This is a genomic window from Waddliaceae bacterium (assembly GCA_018694295.1).
Taxonomy (GTDB): domain Bacteria; phylum Chlamydiota; class Chlamydiia; order Chlamydiales; family JABHNK01; genus JABHNK01.
Genome location: JABHNK010000057.1, coordinates 1 through 18,506 on the forward strand (window position 1 = coordinate 1; position 18,506 = coordinate 18,506).

The 18,506-nt window shown below is 45.2% G+C and carries 14 protein-coding genes; 4 read left to right on the forward strand and 10 right to left on the reverse strand.

Annotated elements, in window-relative coordinates:
- Nucleotides 1–325: 325 nt before the first annotated feature.
- From HN980_06305 to HN980_06315, 3 genes are read right to left on the reverse strand one after another with little or no spacing between them, the layout of a single operon-like run.
- On the reverse strand, nt 326–1,144 hold the full coding sequence (locus HN980_06305) for a pyrroline-5-carboxylate reductase (GenBank protein ID MBT6929082.1): 819 nt from the start codon (nt 1,142–1,144) through the stop codon (nt 326–328).
- Entirely contained in the window at nt 1,141–2,043 is a 903-nt protein-coding gene (locus HN980_06310; protein MBT6929083.1) for a phosphotransferase, read from the reverse strand. The genes HN980_06305 and HN980_06310 overlap by 4 nt, the downstream gene beginning before the upstream one ends.
- Nucleotides 2,031–2,633, reverse strand: coding sequence for a hypothetical protein (locus HN980_06315; protein ID MBT6929084.1), 603 nt, complete (start codon nt 2,631–2,633; stop codon nt 2,031–2,033). The genes HN980_06310 and HN980_06315 overlap by 13 nt, the downstream gene beginning before the upstream one ends.
- A 325-nt stretch (nt 2,634–2,958) precedes the next feature.
- Here HN980_06315 and HN980_06320 point away from each other — a divergent pair, with 325 nt between their 5' ends.
- The gene (locus HN980_06320; GenBank protein MBT6929085.1) at nt 2,959–3,822 is read left to right on the forward strand and encodes a nucleoside phosphorylase; all 864 of its coding nucleotides are present in this window, start codon (nt 2,959–2,961) and stop codon (nt 3,820–3,822) included.
- Nucleotides 3,823–3,998: 176 nt separating this feature from the next.
- Here HN980_06320 and HN980_06325 read toward each other — a convergent pair whose 3' ends face one another.
- Genes HN980_06325 through HN980_06335 form a run of 3 tightly spaced genes read right to left on the reverse strand, consistent with a single transcriptional unit; the run spans nt 3,999 to nt 5,963 of the window.
- Entirely contained in the window at nt 3,999–4,328 is a 330-nt protein-coding gene (locus HN980_06325) for a DUF190 domain-containing protein (GenBank protein ID MBT6929086.1), read from the reverse strand.
- A gap of 2 nt (nt 4,329–4,330) precedes the next feature.
- On the reverse strand, nt 4,331–4,711 hold the full coding sequence (gene crcB / locus HN980_06330) for a fluoride efflux transporter CrcB (protein MBT6929087.1): 381 nt from the start codon (nt 4,709–4,711) through the stop codon (nt 4,331–4,333).
- Between the two features lie 19 nt (nt 4,712–4,730).
- Nucleotides 4,731–5,963 carry an MFS transporter gene (locus HN980_06335; protein MBT6929088.1) on the reverse strand — a complete coding sequence of 411 codons (1,233 nt, stop codon included), beginning with the start codon at nt 5,961–5,963 and terminating at the stop codon, nt 4,731–4,733.
- Nucleotides 5,964–6,516: 553 nt separating this feature from the next.
- On the opposite strand from HN980_06335, the gene nifJ reads away from it, so the two are divergent.
- Nucleotides 6,517–10,080 (forward strand): pyruvate:ferredoxin (flavodoxin) oxidoreductase, encoded by a 3,564-nt coding sequence (nifJ, locus tag HN980_06340; protein MBT6929089.1) that lies wholly within the window; start codon nt 6,517–6,519, stop codon nt 10,078–10,080.
- 267 nt (nt 10,081–10,347) lie between these two features.
- Here the strand turns inward: nifJ and HN980_06345 are convergent, their stop codons facing one another.
- Both HN980_06345 and HN980_06350 read right to left on the reverse strand, forming a co-directional pair.
- A complete protein-coding gene (locus HN980_06345; protein ID MBT6929090.1) occupies nt 10,348–11,274 on the reverse strand; it encodes a hypothetical protein in 927 nt (308 codons plus the stop codon).
- A 62-nt stretch (nt 11,275–11,336) separates the two neighbouring features.
- Nucleotides 11,337–11,570, reverse strand: coding sequence for a hypothetical protein (locus HN980_06350; GenBank protein MBT6929091.1), 234 nt, complete (start codon nt 11,568–11,570; stop codon nt 11,337–11,339).
- 121 nt (nt 11,571–11,691) lie between these two features.
- Here HN980_06350 and HN980_06355 point away from each other — a divergent pair, with 121 nt between their 5' ends.
- Complete coding sequence (locus tag HN980_06355; GenBank protein MBT6929092.1) at nt 11,692–13,314, forward strand: hypothetical protein; 1,623 nt, start codon at nt 11,692–11,694, stop codon at nt 13,312–13,314.
- A gap of 47 nt (nt 13,315–13,361) precedes the next feature.
- Here HN980_06355 and HN980_06360 read toward each other — a convergent pair whose 3' ends face one another.
- On the reverse strand, nt 13,362–17,228 hold the full coding sequence (locus tag HN980_06360; protein MBT6929093.1) for a DUF3857 domain-containing protein: 3,867 nt from the start codon (nt 17,226–17,228) through the stop codon (nt 13,362–13,364).
- A gap of 84 nt (nt 17,229–17,312) precedes the next feature.
- Here HN980_06360 and HN980_06365 point away from each other — a divergent pair, with 84 nt between their 5' ends.
- Nucleotides 17,313–18,437, forward strand: coding sequence for a glycosyltransferase family 9 protein (locus HN980_06365; protein ID MBT6929094.1), 1,125 nt, complete (start codon nt 17,313–17,315; stop codon nt 18,435–18,437).
- Here HN980_06365 and HN980_06370 read toward each other — a convergent pair.
- On the reverse strand, nt 18,405–18,506 hold a 102-nt coding region (locus HN980_06370), incomplete at its 5' end, for a hypothetical protein (protein ID MBT6929095.1). The genes HN980_06365 and HN980_06370 overlap by 33 nt on opposite strands.

An 18,506-nucleotide genomic window follows, 5' to 3' on the forward strand; every position in this document is an offset into this window, starting at 1 on the left:
GAAAAAACATGGCTGGGGGATTCCCCCAGACCCCCTTTTTCATTGAACAATGAACAAACCCGGACACGGCAGTGCCCCCTCTCGACGTTGTCGTAATAGTAAGATTGTATCTTTACGTTTGCTATAGGAAAAACAAAGAAAGGAAGTGCAATCAACGACAATGTCGACAGCTGTGCGTCCGCTGCGCGCGCTCTGCGCAGTGGGCGCTCTCTGTGTGCTCTGTGGCTCTGTGGTGAAAAATTGGGGTTTGTTACTTTTTATTGCAGGGGCGGCAGAGCGCCCTAGGAAACTTTGTGGTAAAAAAATCGGTAGCGCGTAACATCAGTCAGTTAGTATTTTGGCGGTCCATCTCTTTACTGCGATGTATTGCTGCTTCAATGGCGTTGTTGATAGTACCAGGCATCTTTTCTTTATCGAAAACTTCTATGGCTTCGGCGGTGGAACCCCCAGGGCTTGTAACTTCTTTGCGGAGTTCTTGTGGAGATTTCCCAGAGCTTTTTAATAGCTTAATGGCGCCATAACACGTTTCTATAACTAAATTCAACGCCGTCTTTTCGTCGAAACCCCTTTGTATCGCCGAAGCAGCCAAGGCTTCTATCATATAGAAAAAATATGCGGGGCCAGAACCCGATAAAGCGGAGATTGCGTCGAACATATCTTCTTTTATTACGAGCGTCGTCCCCAAAGACTGAAAGAGCTTTTGTGTTTTCTTGATGTCTTCTTCAGTACATCGATCTCCTATGCATAATGCCGAAACTCCAGAGCATACTGAAACAGGGGTGTTTGGCATGACTCTTATAATGTGTCCTTTGCCAGACAGATACTTTTGTAATGTTTCAGTGGTAACACCGCCAGCGACGCTTACAACTAGGGTTTCAGGGAGAATATACTCCGATAAAGATTTCGAAACATCTTCGAGATCCTGAGGCTTCACAGCCATAAGGATAAGTTCACAGCGGGCAAGGTCTTGTAAAGATGAGGCGAAGCAGATGCCTATAGTGCTTTCGATATGTTTCTGTCTTACTTCGTTCTTCTCAAAGGCGATGATGTCATCCTTTGTAAAAACACCAGAAGATATCGCTCCAGAAATTATTGCTAACCCCATATTACCAACGCCGATAATGCCAATTTTTTTGTTGCTCATGATTTTTTTCTCAACTGTTTGATGATGTTTCGTGCTCTTTTTACCTGCTTGATGACCATACTTGGGTCGTCGTTATTTTCTACCATCCAACAAGCGCTTAAAATTAGCCTGACGAATACCCAGTCTTTGAGGCGCTGGAAATTTATGTTCAAAGCATCAGAAAGAACTTTGGCGCGCCTTTCAAATAAAATAGGGATGTCATGTCTGTGCAACTCAGAATCATGTATAAAGTCAAACCAGGCGACTTCGAATTCTATTTCACCGATGACACCTTTAGGGTCAATGGCAACGCAAGTTTTACCATCTGAAAGGATATTGTCATGATGCAAGTCGCCATGAAGCAATAATTCATTTTTTGATGTGGCGAGCAACCTATTTTTTAAGAAAAGAGCCCGCTCGAGTAAACCTTCAGGAAATTTAGATTTGTCAGCATTATCAATAGCAACGAGCCAAGAGCTTATATGTTCGAACTCATCGTTTGCTGGATGAGGAACAGAAATAAACTGCCGTACCACTGCTGCATAATAATCTATTACGTCTTCTGCTCGATGAGGAAAAATACAGCATAATGAATCACCTGGTAAGACCTGCTCTAATAAAACAGCATGCTCTTCAGCATTATGGGCTAGCAATTTAACCATGCCATAGCCAGAAAAATGCTGTAGCGCTTTTACTTCACTACAAATGAGCTTTTCATCGCAACTGATCTTAAGAACGACAGGGGAGTTGTCATTTCGGACGGCCTTAGCAACATAATTCCAAGACATATTGTCTATAGGCTGTATATTAGATAGACTCCACTGCTTCGCCAGCTTTTTAGTGATATTAGGTAGGGCAGCAAGCCAGCTTTTGCCTTTGTTGCCTAAGAAGTTTGTGATGTTTTTTTCTAATGTTTGCATTGAGAGTGTTTTGATTCTGTTATGATTTTGATGATATTTCGTGCTTTTTTGGACTGCTTGGTCTGTTCTTGTTTCCAGGCTTCAATAGTTTCTTTGTGGGAAGCCGCGGGTTTTTTCGATATATAGTCTTGAGTGAACCTAATATACCTCCACTCATCTTTAGGGGTAGGCTTCTTTTTTTTGTTGGCTTGATGTTGCCACTGCCAGAAGTCGGCGAACCCTTGGAAAGATGGTGGGTCGCCAGACATCCAACGCTCTTTTATCCAGTCTATGCCGAAAGCGGTGAAATGAAAATGATCGCCGACTAATGTCTTCATGAAAGCACGCACCGCTGCATTGTTCTTATAGCTGCCGTAGAGGATAAGCGTTTCTGGTAGCAGGGGATAGTTAATTCCTTTTTTCGCTTTCGATGCTTCAGGGAAATTCTGCGTCTTGGCAAGCTCGCCAGTTTTTAAGAAGTGCAGAATCCTATGAATGAGAATACCCTTGATGCCGGAAAAGGGGAGGCCTAGCTGTTTGCATGTATCTCTCAACTCTGGGACATGCATAAAAAGAAGAGATTCTTTCAACTCTTGAAAAATTTCATTCATAATCAGACCTCGATTTTTTCTAGGCATTTTTTTTCTGTGATTGCAACCTATCATTCACCATCCTATTTCCGAACTACCAACTCCGAACTTTCTATGGCAAAGGACAGGTTGCAATCACTGGTAGTATTGTACTCAAGAGCGTTTTGTTTGAAAACCACTAATGACTTTCTAGCTGAGGACGCCGGACTTTTATTTTTTTATTATTTATAATACTTAATATTTTAATTAAGGCTTTATTAATGAGACTGTTGCAGAAATAGTCTCTGTGATGTAGTCTGCTGAAGCATTACTTATTATTTATTATAAAAACCAGGGCGGAAACATCATGAAAAAAATACTTTTTGTAATTTTTACGATATTCACTTCATACGCATGTGCAGAAGCTGAAATAGGAATAGTTGATAGTAAAGAAGAAACTATGATCGCAGACAAACCCGTTCTTGAGGATGGTCGGCAATATCACTTACATACCGCTCCCAATGATTTAGCCAGACATTGCATATTGGTCGGCTCGCCAGAACGTGCTGAGCTTATCGCCACAGAATTTTTTACCGATAGCAAGGAGGTTGGTAGCAACCGTGGGCTGAAGTCCTTTACTGGAAAATATAAGGGCATGCCGATTTCCGTGGTAACTACTGGCATGGGAAGCGCCTCTACTGGAGTTGTTCTGCCAGAAGCAGTACGCTCAGGAGCAGGAGTTTTTATCAGAGTAGGTAGCTGTGGTGTGCTTCAGCCAGGATACGACTGTGGTTCAGCGCTTATCAGCAGCGCCGCTTGCCGCTATGACGGCGCTAGCGATAATTGGGCTCCAATAGAATGGCCTGCCGTTGCCGATTGGAGGGTCGTTGCCGCCCTGAAGCAGGCTTCTGAAAATATGGGCAAGGACTGCCCTGTAGGTATCAGCGTGACGACAACATGCTTCAATGAAGGGCAGGCACGTCCAGACGACGACGGATATATTCCACCACGCCTTCTAGAACAGCATAATGAGCTTGTTCAGCGAGGAGCCCTGTTCTATTCAATGGAAGAAGCTACCATCTTTGTTTGGTGTTCAACACACGGAAACTTTCCGTGTTCCTCAATAGACACGGTCTATGCTAACCGTATAAACAACACTTTTCAGGCAGGAAATGACCAAGAAACGGCCGAGATTGCATTGGAAGCTATGTTGTTGCTGAAAGAGTTGTAAAAAAGCTACGAGTTTTTTATGCAATCTCGGAGTTCAACTCCGAGATTGCACGGATTTGAAGCCCTATATGCCTACATCGTCTTCTCTGTGAACTCCGTGCCTCCGTGGTGAAAAATCCTATCTCCGAACTCCGGACTACCAACACCGAACTTTCTATTGCAAAGGACGGGTCGCAATCATGGGCTATAAAAGATGATATTAACCTTTTCTTCGGTGATGAGGCCTTTTTTTATTATGCTAGACAACAAGGGTTTCACCTTTTCGATGTTGTCTTTTGTATCGGTAACCTCGATGACAATGGGAAGGTCTGTCGAAAGGCGTAATATCGAAGTAGTATGTACGCGGCTTGTCTTCCCGAAACCTGTTATCCCTCGTAAAACAATAGCTTCTGCGATATCTTCTTTTTTTAGGATCTCGATGATATGCTTATATAATTTCTTCCCCTTATATTCGTCAGACTCCCCAATGAAGATCCTTAATAATATTGCTTCAGATTCTTTTTTCATGATCATACCCTCCATATGTCGACAGCGATAAATTTCCCTAAATATATGCCGGCGAATGTTAATAGTATAGTACTTACGACGTTGATAGTAAGTAGCAACATTTCTTTCTGCTCCAGTAGCTTGAACGACTCATAGCTGAATGTCGACATCGTTGTAAAAGCTCCTAAAACACCGACGGTGAGAAATATTCTGGTATCTTCGTTAAAGATACCTTTGTATTCCGAAAGATACATTATCAAGCCAAGGAAAAAACTTCCGATGAAGTTTACTCCCAGCGTTCCTAACGGGAAGGCAACGACATCGTTTTGTATCCATCCGCTCATCAAGTATCGTAATATTGCTCCGAAAAAACCTCCGATGCCAATAAGTAATAACATATGCATATTTATACCCTATAAAATTTTATTTATTTTGATCTTCAGGAGTCTCGACGTTAGGATTCATCTCATAGGAGACGGATGACGTCCCTGTCGATCTTATGAAGTCCTGTTTTTCTTCGGGGGGTATCGGCTTACGGTGTTTTAGGGTATATAGCCCAAGAATCCCCAGAAGAACGGCGCCGAGGGATATGGAGATATACGGCGCTGCCGGCGATATATGTTTTACGAAGAAAGGCGTTGTCAGTGGCCCTAATATCGCTCCGAAGCCATATACTACGAAGAGCATGCTCGTCGCTCCAGTGATATGTTGCGTCTCGATATGATCACATACCTGCGTGACGCTTACAGGGTTGATAGAAAAGCACAGCCCGCCGAAGAGGAAAGACAGCGGTAATATCAAAAATGGAACAGAAGGAAGTACGATGATAAATAAGGCAGGGAATAGCATCGCCCAGCATAGTATCGTCAGGACCTTCCTTCTGTCGAAGATATCGGACAGCTTCCCGATAGGCCACTGTAGGAGGAACCCTCCTGCTATAGTAACACTCATCACTAACGATACCGATAGGAATTTTTCCTGGGCGAAGATCGGGACGAAGGAATATATCGTGCTGATGATATATCCCGACATCATACAGCTTATAACACCGAAAGGCGATATTCGTAAGAGGCTTCTGAGACTTATTGGTTCAGCCTTCTCGAGCTCAGGAGCGGGAGTGCGTGTTATAGTTAGGGGAAGTATCGACAGCGAGCATAGCAGCGCGGCGACGACGAAAGGCATCGATGTCATGATGTCTACGATGTCGATGATATATTGGCTCGCCCCTTGTGAGGTGTATAGCGTTATCATATATATCGATAATATTACCCCCCTAGTGTTGCGAGAGCTCTTAGACAGTAGCCAGCTCTCGACGACGACGAACATCGTGGCGATGGTGAACCCCGCACAGAACCTCATGGCAAGCCATGTCACGGGGAATGAGAACATTCCGTGGACGAGATACGTAGACATGTTAAGGCATGCGAAGGCGGCGAAAGCACGGATGTGTCCGACACGGCGGATGATACTCTCGCTTTTTAGCGCGCCGAACATGAACCCCGCATAGTTTATAGAGTGTAGCGCGCCGATGAGTGAAGTGGATACGCCCTGAGAATTTAAAGATACGCTGAGGAATGTTATGAAGAAGTTGTTGGCAAGGACGAACAACGATAACGTGATAATCGGCGATAATAACGAGCGTAACAATGAGGCCATGGTTTTTTCTAGTAAAGATATTAAATGTAATGATCTCATAGAAAGAATAAAGAGCGCAAGAGGAAAAAAGTTGAAATAATAGAACTCTATAGCGTAACCTAAAGGCGTAAGATTCAAAAAAAGTATAATAGCCTTTATTTTAACCCATGATTGCGACCTATACTTTGATATATGGTTTTTGCAGTGGTACAGGTGCGAAGATGAAAGACGAGCGAATGTTAAAACATTCGCAAGGATAGAATCAAAGCAGATGTGTTGCTGCAAAAAGAAATATGGTGAAGTCAAATAACAGCAAATGGGTAAATAAAAACAATAAGAAATAGTAATGGTTTAAAATATTTATCTTAACATGTTTATATTTTTTGCCAGGGCTTTTCAGAAAGAAAAAAAGACCACGTTTTCTATAGCATCCATAGTGTCAGGCAACCTGACTCATTTTGCTCCTCGCGAATAGTTACAACTATTCGCTTGTCGCTCATTGAGCCATCTTGCCCAACTCTATGGCGCTAAAGAAAATATAGGTCGCAATCATTGGTTTAAGGAGAAAAGTTCTATGTCTTCAAAGAAAAAATCTAATATCGTCATCATGGATGCTAACGAAGCTACAGCATATGTAGCGTATCGCGTCAATGAGGTATGTGCGATATATCCGATAACACCATCGACGTCGATGGGCGAGCTCGCCGACGCATGGTCGACAGAAGGCAAGAAAAACATATGGGGCAACGTCCCTCATATCTCCGAGCTGCAGAGCGAAGCCGGTGCTAGCGGTTCAGTGCATGGCTCCTTGCAATGTGGTGCCTTAACAACGACATTCACCGCGTCACAAGGCCTGCTGCTTATGATACCAAACCTCTTCAAGATTGCCGGGGAGCTGACACCTGCAGTGCTTCACGTTGCGGCGCGTTCTATAGCATGCCAGTCGTTGTCGATTTTCTGCGACCACTCCGACGTCATGTCATGCAGAACGACGGGAGTGTCGATGCTTTCGTCGAGCACCGTCCAGGAAGCTCACCATATGGCGCTAATAGCTCAGGCCGCCACGCTTAAAAGCCGCATACCTTTCATACATTTCTTCGACGGCTTCAGGACATCGCACGAGCTCAACAAGATAGAGCTTCTCTCCGACGAGCAGATAGAGGCTATGATCGATGACGACCTCGTCATCGCACACCGCAATAGAGGCCTTACCCCAGAGAAACCAGTCGTCAGGGGCACGGCACAGAACCCCGACGTCTTCTTCCAAGGAAGAGAGACAGTGAACTCTTTCTACGAAGCAACACCTGATATCGTCCAAGAGGCTATGGATAAATTCGCAGAACTTACCGGCGTGAAATATCGTCCTTTCGATTATTATGGCGCTGCCGACGCAGAACGTGTCATCATCATTATGGGGTCAGGTGCCGACACTCTTGCCGAAACAGTACCATATATTAACGAAACTTCCGACGAGAAAGTCGGGTATATCGTAGTACGCCTATATAGACCATTCTCTGTGAAGAAATTCCTAGAAGTCGTTCCTGCAACGACGAAAACTATCGCCGTCCTCGACAGAACAAAAGAACCGGGAGCGACAGGGGAGCCGTTATATCAAGATATCGTTACTGCGTTCAACGAAGGATCCTTATCGGGAACGCTGCCGACAGAAGCCATGCCTAAAATCGTAGGAGGAAGGTATGGTATATCTTCTAAAGAATTCACCCCTGCCATGATAAAAGGTATCTTCGATGAGATGAAGAAAGACGCCCCAAAGAACCATTTCACTGTGGGAATCATCGACGACGTCACCAATACAAACATCGACTACGACGCTGCTTTTACAATACAGAAAGGTGATTCTGTGAAGGCGATGTTCTATGGCCTCGGCTCCGACGGCACTGTTGGTGCTAACAAAAATTCTATTAAGATCATTGGCGAAGAGACCGACAACTATGCCCAAGGGTATTTTGTCTACGACTCCAAGAAGTCGGGTTCTAAAACGATATCACATCTGCGTTTCGGTCCGGAGCCAATCCATGCTCCATACCTTATACAGAATGCTAATTTCATAGGATGCCACCAGTTTCCTTTCCTCGACCAGATCGACATCCTTAAAAATGCAGCACAAGGAGCGACGTTCCTCATCAATAGCCCATACAGCAAAGATGACGTGTGGCAGCATCTTCCCAAAAACGTTCAGCAACAAATCCTCGACAAAGGCCTTAAGCTTTATGTCATCGATGCCTACGACGTCGCAAGGAAGACGGGCATGGGAGCGCGAATAAATACAATAATGCAGACGTGTTTCTTCGCGATATCCGGCGTGCTACCAAAAGAAGAGGCTATCGCTAAGATAAAAGAAGCTATAGAGAAGACATATAGCAAGAAAGGCGAAGAAGTCGTCAAGAAAAACTTCGAAGCTGTAGATTCCACCCTTGAGAACCTGTATCAGGTCGAATTCCCAAAAGAAATAACAGGACACGACATCATCGATACAGTCCCTGACGACGCCCCGGAATTCGTCAAGGAATTCACTGCAGAGATAATGGCAGGAAGAGGCGACGACATACCAGTCAGCAAGATGCCTGTCGATGGAACATATCCTTCAGGGACGACGAAGTGGGAAAAACGTAATATCTCTCCTAATGTTTCATGCTGGGACCCCGAGACGTGTATACAGTGTGGCAACTGCTCGTTCGTATGCCCTCACGGTGTGATACGCGCTAAGACGTACGACAAGACAGCACTAGAATCCTCCCCTAAAGGCTTCAAAAGCGCTGACGTCAAGCCGCCAAAAGGCGCCGAAGACAAAGCATATACCCTGCAGATATATCAAGAAGATTGTACGGGCTGCGGGCTTTGTGTCGAGGCATGCCCTGTTAAGAACAAAGAAAATCCTGAGATGAAAGCGATAAATATGGTAGACAAAGCTTCTATCTTCGAGCAGGAGAAGAAAAACGTTGCCTTCTTCGAGACGCTGCCCGATGCTGACAGAAAAGAACTAAACCTCGCTACAGTAAAAGGCCTGCAAAGTGCACAGCCGCTCTTTGAGTTCTCGGGAGCCTGTGCAGGGTGTGGTGAGACGCCATACGTCAAACTCCTCAGCCAGCTGTATGGCGAGAGGCTTCTCGTTGCCAACGCTACGGGATGCTCTTCGATATACGGTGGGAACCTCCCAACGACACCATGGACGCATACTAAAGAAGGGCGTGGGCCAGCATGGGCGAACTCCCTCTTCGAAGACAACGCCGAGTTCGGGTTTGGATTCCTCATCGCCAGCGAAAAACGTACTGCCATGGCTAAAATCCTTGTAAAAGATCTCGCCGGCGAAATCGGCGAAGACCTCGCTCGCGACCTTGTCGATGCCGAACAAAACACCGAAGAAGAGATACAAAACCAGCACGGCCGTGTAGCGGCTCTTAAGGAGAAACTACAGAACAGCGAAGACAAAAAAGCAAAACATCTGGTGTCCCTTGCCGACAACCTTCTAAAAAGAAGTATATGGACAGTAGGCGGTGACGGATGGGCATACGACATAGGATATGGTGGCTTAGACCACGCCCTGGCATCAGGGAAGAATGTAAAAGTCCTTGTCCTTGACACAGAGGTGTATTCCAACACCGGTGGGCAGATGTCGAAAGCAACTCCACGTGCTGCCGTAGCGAAGTTCGCCGCCGGCGGGAAAAAGGGTGCCAAGAAAGACCTCGCCATGATGATGACGACATACGGAAACATATACGTAGCACGTATCGCCATGGGAGCAAACCAAAGACAGGCGATACAGGCGATACGCGAAGCTGAAGAGCATGACGGCCCAGCAATAGTAGTGGCATATTCGCAGTGTATAGCACACGGCATCGATATGCGCAAAGGTATGAACCAGCAAAAGCTCGCAGTAGAATGCGGATACTGGCCGCTCATGCGCTACAATCCAAAACTCGTCGAAGAAGGGAAGAACCCCTTCGTCCTAGACTCCAAAAAACCGACGATACCACTGAAAGACTACGCCTACAACGAAGTAAGGTATACGACGCTAATAAAAAGCGATCCAGAAGAGGCAGCACGCCTCCTGGAACTCGCACAGAAAGATGTCGACGACAAGTGGAAAACATACGAAACACGTGCATCACAAGGGTAATGTTAAGGACTCCGCGGTTAAGGGTGCTCCGCGCACCCTTAACAATCCCGCGCCAAAGGGAAAACTTCCCTTTGGAAACCCGCGACAAAGCAAAAAAGAAAAGCCGAAACGCCTTTTCTTTTTTGCTTTGTCTTTGCCGTCATCACTATCGAAACGATGGCGATGAGAGTTGGACCCTCTGTGAAAACTCTGTGATTCCTCCGCGTACTCTGTGGTGAAAAATCCTATTCTTTTTCTATCCGCTAAACGCTATAACTATACGCTATTTTATTCGTCGGGAATTGGCGCATCGTAGCTGTGGTATTCTATGTCTTCGTCGCTGAGCTTTTCACCTTCGGGAGAGACGAGTATTCCATCTTTGGCATTGGCAATGTTGTGGATGGTGAAAATATTGTTGCCTTCGTGGACGACGTCGTAGAAAGAGAAATCTATCTTCGGGAAAAGCTCCGGCAATAGATTCATGGCGACGACGAGGTTGTCGTCGTTGTCGTCGTAGAATGACACAGATTTTATAGTATTTTCATGAGAAGTGTATAGGTGTAATATCGCTTCGATGATGAGGGCTTTCTTCTGCGCTATAGTAATATGGTGTTCGCTGTATCCGATAGTATCGCCGATGGTGGCGTTGTTTACGGCGAAGACACCGTTGATGTCGATGCCGAGGTTTAGGAAGTAGTCTTCCATGGCGGCGGCGACATCGTCATCGCTGCGTGCTGTGATGATATATTCACGGTTTTTCGACATCTTATCGGAAGACATAAGAACGGCGACCATAGAATCTATGGTTTCGGTGACATCGAGAGCGACGACAGATCCCATCTCCATATAATCGACTTCTATACTGTCCCAAGGCAAGGAAGGAAGCTCTTGTTTTAGCAGCTGCAGCGACGAAAAAGCTCCGCGGTTGGGAAGACGTAGCAAGGTGCCATCTTTGGGGTCTTTGACAAGCTGACCAGTCGATGTATCGCGTAAGAGTATCGGCGTCATCGTCTTTAAAAGCGTGTGGTCGGCATCGGTGAAGATGATATTCTCTATGCCGATATTATCGACGTCTTTGCCTTGCTGGTCGAGTATCGTAGCAACGCCTTCGGCGGCAGCAGCGACATCGAAGTCTTCAGGATACCACCCCTGTACAGCAGTACCACCATAAAGTGATGTTATAAACAAAAAGAAAGGAATGAAATATTTTGTCATGGCATATGAAGGGGTTATGTTCTTAAAGCCCCATCATATGAAAAGATACAAAAAAAGATATATTATTTTTCTGAAGGCGGATTTTTTATGGGCTTGAATGCGCTTGCTAAGAGCGAAGGAGATTTTCGCGCTGGCCTTACATCGGCTCTCGTAAAAGTTAAACTTGCTACATCTTGAACATCTTGCGTTGTTGGTTTTTCGCCTTTTTGCGTATCAATGCCGTCATTAGCAGGAGCATGAAGCAAATCGAGAGGATTCTTTGAAAAATATACTTGTTTAAGGTTGCATTCTAACATAACAGTTTATTTCTTTTGTTGTTGTTTTCGGAATAAAAAGTATAACACATGGTTATTAATAATTGAAAGAATATTCTCTGAAGGTTAAGGTGGTATAACTTTAAATTTCAGGAGACATATTATGCAATCTTTTCCTAACATTTCTTTTGAACTTGAGTACCCCAATGCCACTTTGCAGCACGCGTGTGTAGGTTGTTGCAATACGGCAAATGTCAATGTTGGAGATAGAGCACACGTCGACGGTACTGTAGAGTTTCAGATGATATCGCAAAGTAGCACATATGGTGCTGAAGAAGATCAGCCTCGTGATGCGGAAGCTGTCACGAAAAAACTCCGAGAAGCAATAAAACAGAAGCTTGATGGTAACAAAGAAAGGTTCGGTAATTTCCAAGTGGCATGTGGCGTAGATTTTGGTTCGTGTTTAAATCGTCGTGTATCACGGTGTGGACGCCGAGGGATGAGTAGAAAAGAGTTCGATCGTGTTGAGCGGTTCGACACACACTATGATGGTGGTAGTGTAAATAGTAGGATATGTTTTCTTGCTAATAAGATAATTCGTTTACGAAAAACTTTTGATGGTATAAACAAGATATCGGCAACAACATTGCACGAGAAAATCTTTAAAAATAGCGAAGAAGTTAAAAAGCTTCTAAGCTCTCGAGAGATAAAAGTGCTTCTTAAAGAAGTAGGCGTGGAAAAGATGGGCGCGATAGCGCAACGCGATGATACTTCCATACTATCTGCCGGCCAGATACGCGATCTTTTTAATGTGACAACAAAGGTATATAGAAGAGAAAGAGATTTCTACGAGGCCAAGGTTCCAGTGCGAGCTTTTGGCGATACGGTAAAGCAGTCAGTGAAAGAGGCGTTTGGTAAAGGTATAGCAGAGCTCACAACGAAGAAGATAGCAGTCGATGATGATGAGACAGTGAGGCGACAAAAGTTTTCCTCTATCGTCGGCCTTGCAGAGAAAACGCTTGAAAATTACCTGTATTATCTTTTCTGGGGAATAAAGCGGTGTGCGTTTGATAGCATGGCAAAGGTCACAATAGAACAGAGGATAACAGATTCAGAAGAAGAATATATCGAAGGCTTTGAGTTTCCAGTAGCGCTTATAAGTGAGATAATAGAAAGCTTCTCTATGGAACAGCTTCGTACGATACACGATAGAGATTTTGCGTGGAAAAATCTAACGAGAGTGCTTTTTGAGAAACTTATGCATATAGCAAAAAAGCTTCCCGAGATTCTTCCTGACTACGTTCAAGAACAGGTGACGGAAGGCTCTCGTGAAAGCATTTTCATGACACCGATAGATTTCTTTGCTACGGCGATGGAAAAAGCCCCTCCACCCGCGCCCGAAGTAGTAAAAAAAGCGAAGTCGGTAATGTCGTTTTTGGAATGTTGCTCGTGTATGGACGGCGCAAAAGAATCAATACGACAGCGTTTCCGAAGAACCGAATGGATTAGACCTCTTGCATATCCTCCGGCTAAACAAGACGAAAGATATTCTCCAGACAGAAGATATACAGATATTATTTGGGAAAAAATAGATGATTGGACAGATGAAAAAGTATGTCATGGAGATGTCGCTCCTGACGAGTGTGCTGGCATAGCAGCAGAAATTAATAGGATCTTCATGACGAAGAGCGCATATGAGCATTATCCTAGAAGAGAAATGCGAGAAGATCAACTTCCAAGCGACATCGATAAGCATGTTGAACTTTTCAGAATAAAACATGCCTAAGAAAAAGCCCTTTTGCAACGACTACGTGATGCTTAGCCGTGCGCTGATCATTGATCATTGTTTTCGTTCTTCACCATAATAGTTCGCGATCGTGGGTGCGAAAGCTTTTCGTTGATATCTTTTAGCACGCTGTATTCTGCGGCGTCGAAAAGCGCCGGCAGTATTTTCGTCGTATGTATTAATGTTATGGTGTTGTCGTCGTATGATGACGATACCACGATATCGCCAGCGTTATTGGGAAGCTCGTAGCGGAGGTCTTCTGGTGCAATGAGAATCTCGGTATAGCCTTCCGGCAGCGTTATCGTCGTCAATATCGTAATATCGAGAGAGCTGTCCCACAGAAGAGGGATAGTCCTTTTTTCTGAAGATGTAGGGAAAAGCTCTTTAAGGGTGTGTGGCAGTGTGAAGTACATATTTTCGTTGTCGACGACAGCGAAGTTGTCGATGGCTATATTGATAGACATCGTTCCGGGATGTTTTGAGAAGTTGATAGTGATATCATCGACGACCGTTGCCGAGGTAGAAAATGTTGCTGCGATATCATTTTGATAGCGGCGGAGGTCTTCGGGGGACATCGCGTCGAACATGTCCTTCATATTCTGATATCCTACGCCGTAGAATGCCTTATTATATGTTATTGTCGCTGCGCCGGTGTCGTCTAGGGAGATATTGTAGGAGTCATATTTTCTTTCTTTTGTGTCGGGAAGAGACCCTATGGTAATAAGCTCTGCATCGTCGATGACGATGCCGAGGAAGCCGTTGTGAGGCGTCGTCCCTATGGCAGCATGCCGTGAGGTGTCATTGAGATAAACGTATCCTTCTTCATGAGGAACCCTTACGAGAATTTCTCCGAATAACGTGAAATCAGGAAGGCCTTGTACATGGTTCTTTATGATGTCGATGTCTGTGGAATACGATGCCATGACGAATTCAGGGTCGAGGCCTCCGGCAGAAAGGATGCTATATAAGACGATGGCACGATCGGCGCTATGTCCGTATCCGTCGTTTAGAGTTTTTGCCGCTGGCGATATCGCCGACAGTGGCATATCATAAAATGCTATAGGAACAAGGCGTACCTTCTTATCGACGTAGTCCCTGACGGCGGCAATTACAGCTTTATCATCGTCGAAGTCTGAGGTGATTTTGTCGAAAAGATCTTCCATAGCGTCAGCGTCATCGACGGCGGAATGCAGCGTTTTACTGACGACAGGAGCATATTTTTCCCACGTTCCGGATGAGCAGAGGACGGTGGGATTGTAGCAATACCATGGAGGAGGCAGTGAGCTTTCTTTAGCGGAAGATATGTTATAAGCCTCCCATTGGAAGATGGTTTTATCATCGTTGTCGTCGATGCTCTCTGCTATTATACCATCGTTAGGAGCTTCGACGGCGATGCCGGCATCGGTCTTCAAAGTCTGAAGTTCGATTTTTTTTGGTGCTGTGATGGTAACCTTTTTGCTGCTGAGAGGGTCGAGATATCTGAAAGTCTCCATCGTAGAGAAGAACGGCCTTTTTGTGTATGTGTGTCTCAGCGTGTGTTCTATTGTACTGCCGATATCGACGCCAGGAAGGACTATTGTTAGAAGCTTCTCAGCAGGATATCGTGGCGCAGAGCCAACCCAAGTGGCGTCCATGATGTTTATCTCATTGTTGTTGGGGTGGTGCGTCGTGCCATCGGCGTCAGTGATGGTGATGTCGACGATATCGATATTGTCCCATGAAGGGTTATATCTTACCGTTATCTCGGAGTTGTCTTTTTTTCCGCCATAGGTAAGGACTTCTTTTTTTATGGCGACGGTCTTCGTCCAAGAATTTTCGTCGATGATGTCGTAGTCGATGAGAAGATTTTCGATGACGATATCACCATCGTCGTCATAGTATATCTCTTCGTCATTATCTTTCGACAATATCGGTACCTTACGTTGGTCATATTCTACGTCTTTAATAGTGTCTTTTAGTGAAAGATACTCTTCTGGAGAGAACTCCAGGGTTTTTATCATAAAAGTAGAGGTTTCATGGAGTTTCGTTGTCGTCCTGTCGATAGAATAATCGAGGTCTCTTTTCCAGAAAACCGTTCCGCTTTCATTTTCGACATCGTCAGGAAGAGAAATAGGCGCGCCAAAAGATTTGTCGATGGAAAGAGTGATGTCTTCGTAGACGCCGCATGTCGTATATAGATCTAGAGGGAAAACTCTCGATTCAAGAGAGGTGTTTTCTGATAGTATGAAGTTTATTATGCCGAAACCCTCGTTGCTGCCTTGCCGAGATATGCCTAGATGTGGGAGGGAAATTATCGTGGCGTCATCGCCGGAAATTACGGCATCAGTGGCTTCGTAGGTGATGCTTACAGACAGCGGAACCGAAGTGTCGAGGATGTCGGTAGGAGCGATAGAAAGATGCTTCAAGGTGGCACCAGGGATAGCTTCGGCGATGCGGCTCTCGAAGAAACGAAGTATGTCGCTTTCTTTCATGTTGGCGAAGGCATTACGATAAGCGTTGTCATTGATGCCTTCGAAGGTAAGGGAACTCTCAGCACGTAGCTCTCCAGAATCGGCGATGTTGGCATTGGTGACGACTACCATCATATTGTCTTCGGCAGGAGCCGTCGGCGATGTCAGCAAGGTCTCGCCATCAGGGCGCGCTACGAGGAAGCTTTTGTTGCTGAGGTATGCTGGCAAGAGGTCTTTTGTCATCTCATCGGTGGGGTCCATGAGGATGTATTCGCCGTCGATAGAGACACATACTATAGCATGATTGAAATATGGCATCGGAACTTCTATGTCTTTCTTTGGACCGTTATGGATGATGACAGGATACGCTTCGAAGCCAGCATAGCGTAACATCACGACAAGAAGCGCTGCCTTGTCACGGCATACTCCCATCTTTTTCTCGAAGGTCATCGTAACTTCATGAGGTTCATAGCCAGGGGATACCGTCTCGGCGATGACACCGGAATACCTGATGTTCTGTGCCACCCAATAAAAAAGAGCCTCGATTTTTTCTTCTGGAGTGTTGACATTATAGACAATAGCATTGACGGCGTCTTCTAGTTCTGACGACGTAGTATAGCGTGGAAGCGAGATGTCCCAATACCATTGCGAAAGCTCTTCCCACGATGATGTTGTGCTTAGAAGAAGACGTTGTGCAACGCTTGCGAACGAAGGCATAGAAGGTTCTAAGAACACCTGCGGGACATCGCTGCATTCCCACGTATACCGCAAGGAGTCGGGGCCTTCGTATGATGACGATATTATATCGTCGGAAGTATTGCCTTTTAGGGCGATGCTCTCTAGAGGCATATCTTTGGGGCCAGAGACAGAATATGTCATATGCCGTATCGGGAAGGTGTTCTCGAAAAGAACCATGTCGTACCACATATCCTTGACACGAGGATACACGATGTTGTCGTACATAATGAAGTGTATGGTGTCGCCGACGTCGACTTCAGGGACGTTGACCTTTACAAGCTTGTTGTTGGTGCCGTAGATGTTGCTGTCTATGCTTGAAGAGTCGACCATGACGGTGGCTTCGTCGTCGATAACAATAACAGTGCCGTCGGGTTTTATCACCTCGACAAGAGGTATAGTACACCCTTCTTCTGTCTGGTACGGCTCTACAAAGAAACTCGTAATAGTCAAGAAATTCTTTCTTCCTGCATCGGTCAATACCTTAAAATACTGCTCGTCCCACTGTTCATAGGTGCCGTCATGGTGATATTTCACCTGCTGAAGGGAGTCGATGAGAACAACGTCGGCATCGGGGTATTCTTCGGCAGTAATTTCTGCAGAAGCGGCGATGGTGGCTGCACGGTCGATGACAAGCGTAGCGCTTCTTTCTTCGCTGATACTACTATGTATAAACAGTAACGCTAAAAGTATAAACGAGATAGCGATGAAAACGAGGATCTTCTTCATTGAGGGCCTTCTTTTTTTGTTTGCTTCCTATTATAAGAAAGACTATTGTATTTGTGATTATTGTAAAACAGTTTATTTTAACCTATGAAAAAATTTTTAGGAAAATGTACGGTGGCACTGTTCATCGTCACAGCTTTTATTAAGGAGATCTTTAAAAAAGCATCCTCTGAAGACCCTAAAAATATCCTCGTCATTGCAACATTCCGCCTAGGAGACCTTGTCTTCGCGACACCACTTTTGCGCGCCATAAGAAAACAATATCCTAATGCCAATATCACCGTTTTGGTTAATAAAGCCTTCGTCGATGTCCTCGTAGGACAAGAATATGTCGATACTGTGCTGCCATACCACGGCAAAAAAAAGCATCCATCCCTTGTCAGGAAATTACGCCGAGGACATTACGACCTAAGCATAAATATATGCGAAGGTTTCCTAAACGGTGTCGTCTATGGTGCGTCGATACCACGTCGTATCGGATTCATGCAGAAGGAACGCTATAAAGACAAAATTTTCGTTAACGAGCCCGTTACGTTCTCCGGAGAGTTTAAAGGCATACCAGCGTTTTTCTTGAAGCTTTTCAGGCCTCTTGGCGTCTATGACGTCTCGGAAACACCACTAATAGAACAGCGGCATCAAGAGCTTCCTGATGGCATTGTTACAAAAACCCCTAAGACAACAATAGTAATTCATCCAGGAAGTGTCGAGGCGATAAAAGTATGGCCACACTATCATGACCTTGTAGGGATGCTTGTCGATAAATACGGTGCGAGCATTGTCCTGACGGGAACAGAGAGCGAAAAAGGACCAGAAGATTACACCGTCTTTGGAGAGAATATCACAGACCTCAGAGGGAAGACTTCGCTGAAAGATCTTATGGCATTATATTCTTATGCCGACGTCGTTGTCGGAAATGATACCGGCCCTCTAAACCTCGCGCGCGCTATGAAGATACCTACGGTGACGATCTTCGGCCCTGTAAGCCCTGCTATCCTTGGTGATGTCAGCGAAGATATGTATGCCTACACCGATGTCGACTGTAGGCCTTGCCATTCTACGCTCTTCGGCATGGATGTCGAAGGGCTTTCACGGTGTAAGAATTTCTCCTGTCAGCACCGCTCTTGTATGACGACGATAACACCAGAGACAATACTTGCAAAAGTCGAAGCCATCATGGGCTTAGACCTTCTCAAAAGCCTGCTCGAAGTCTAGCCTAAGGTCCTCGAAATCTTCAATACCGATAGATATGCGGACAAGTTCTTCGCTAATGCCAGCAGCTTC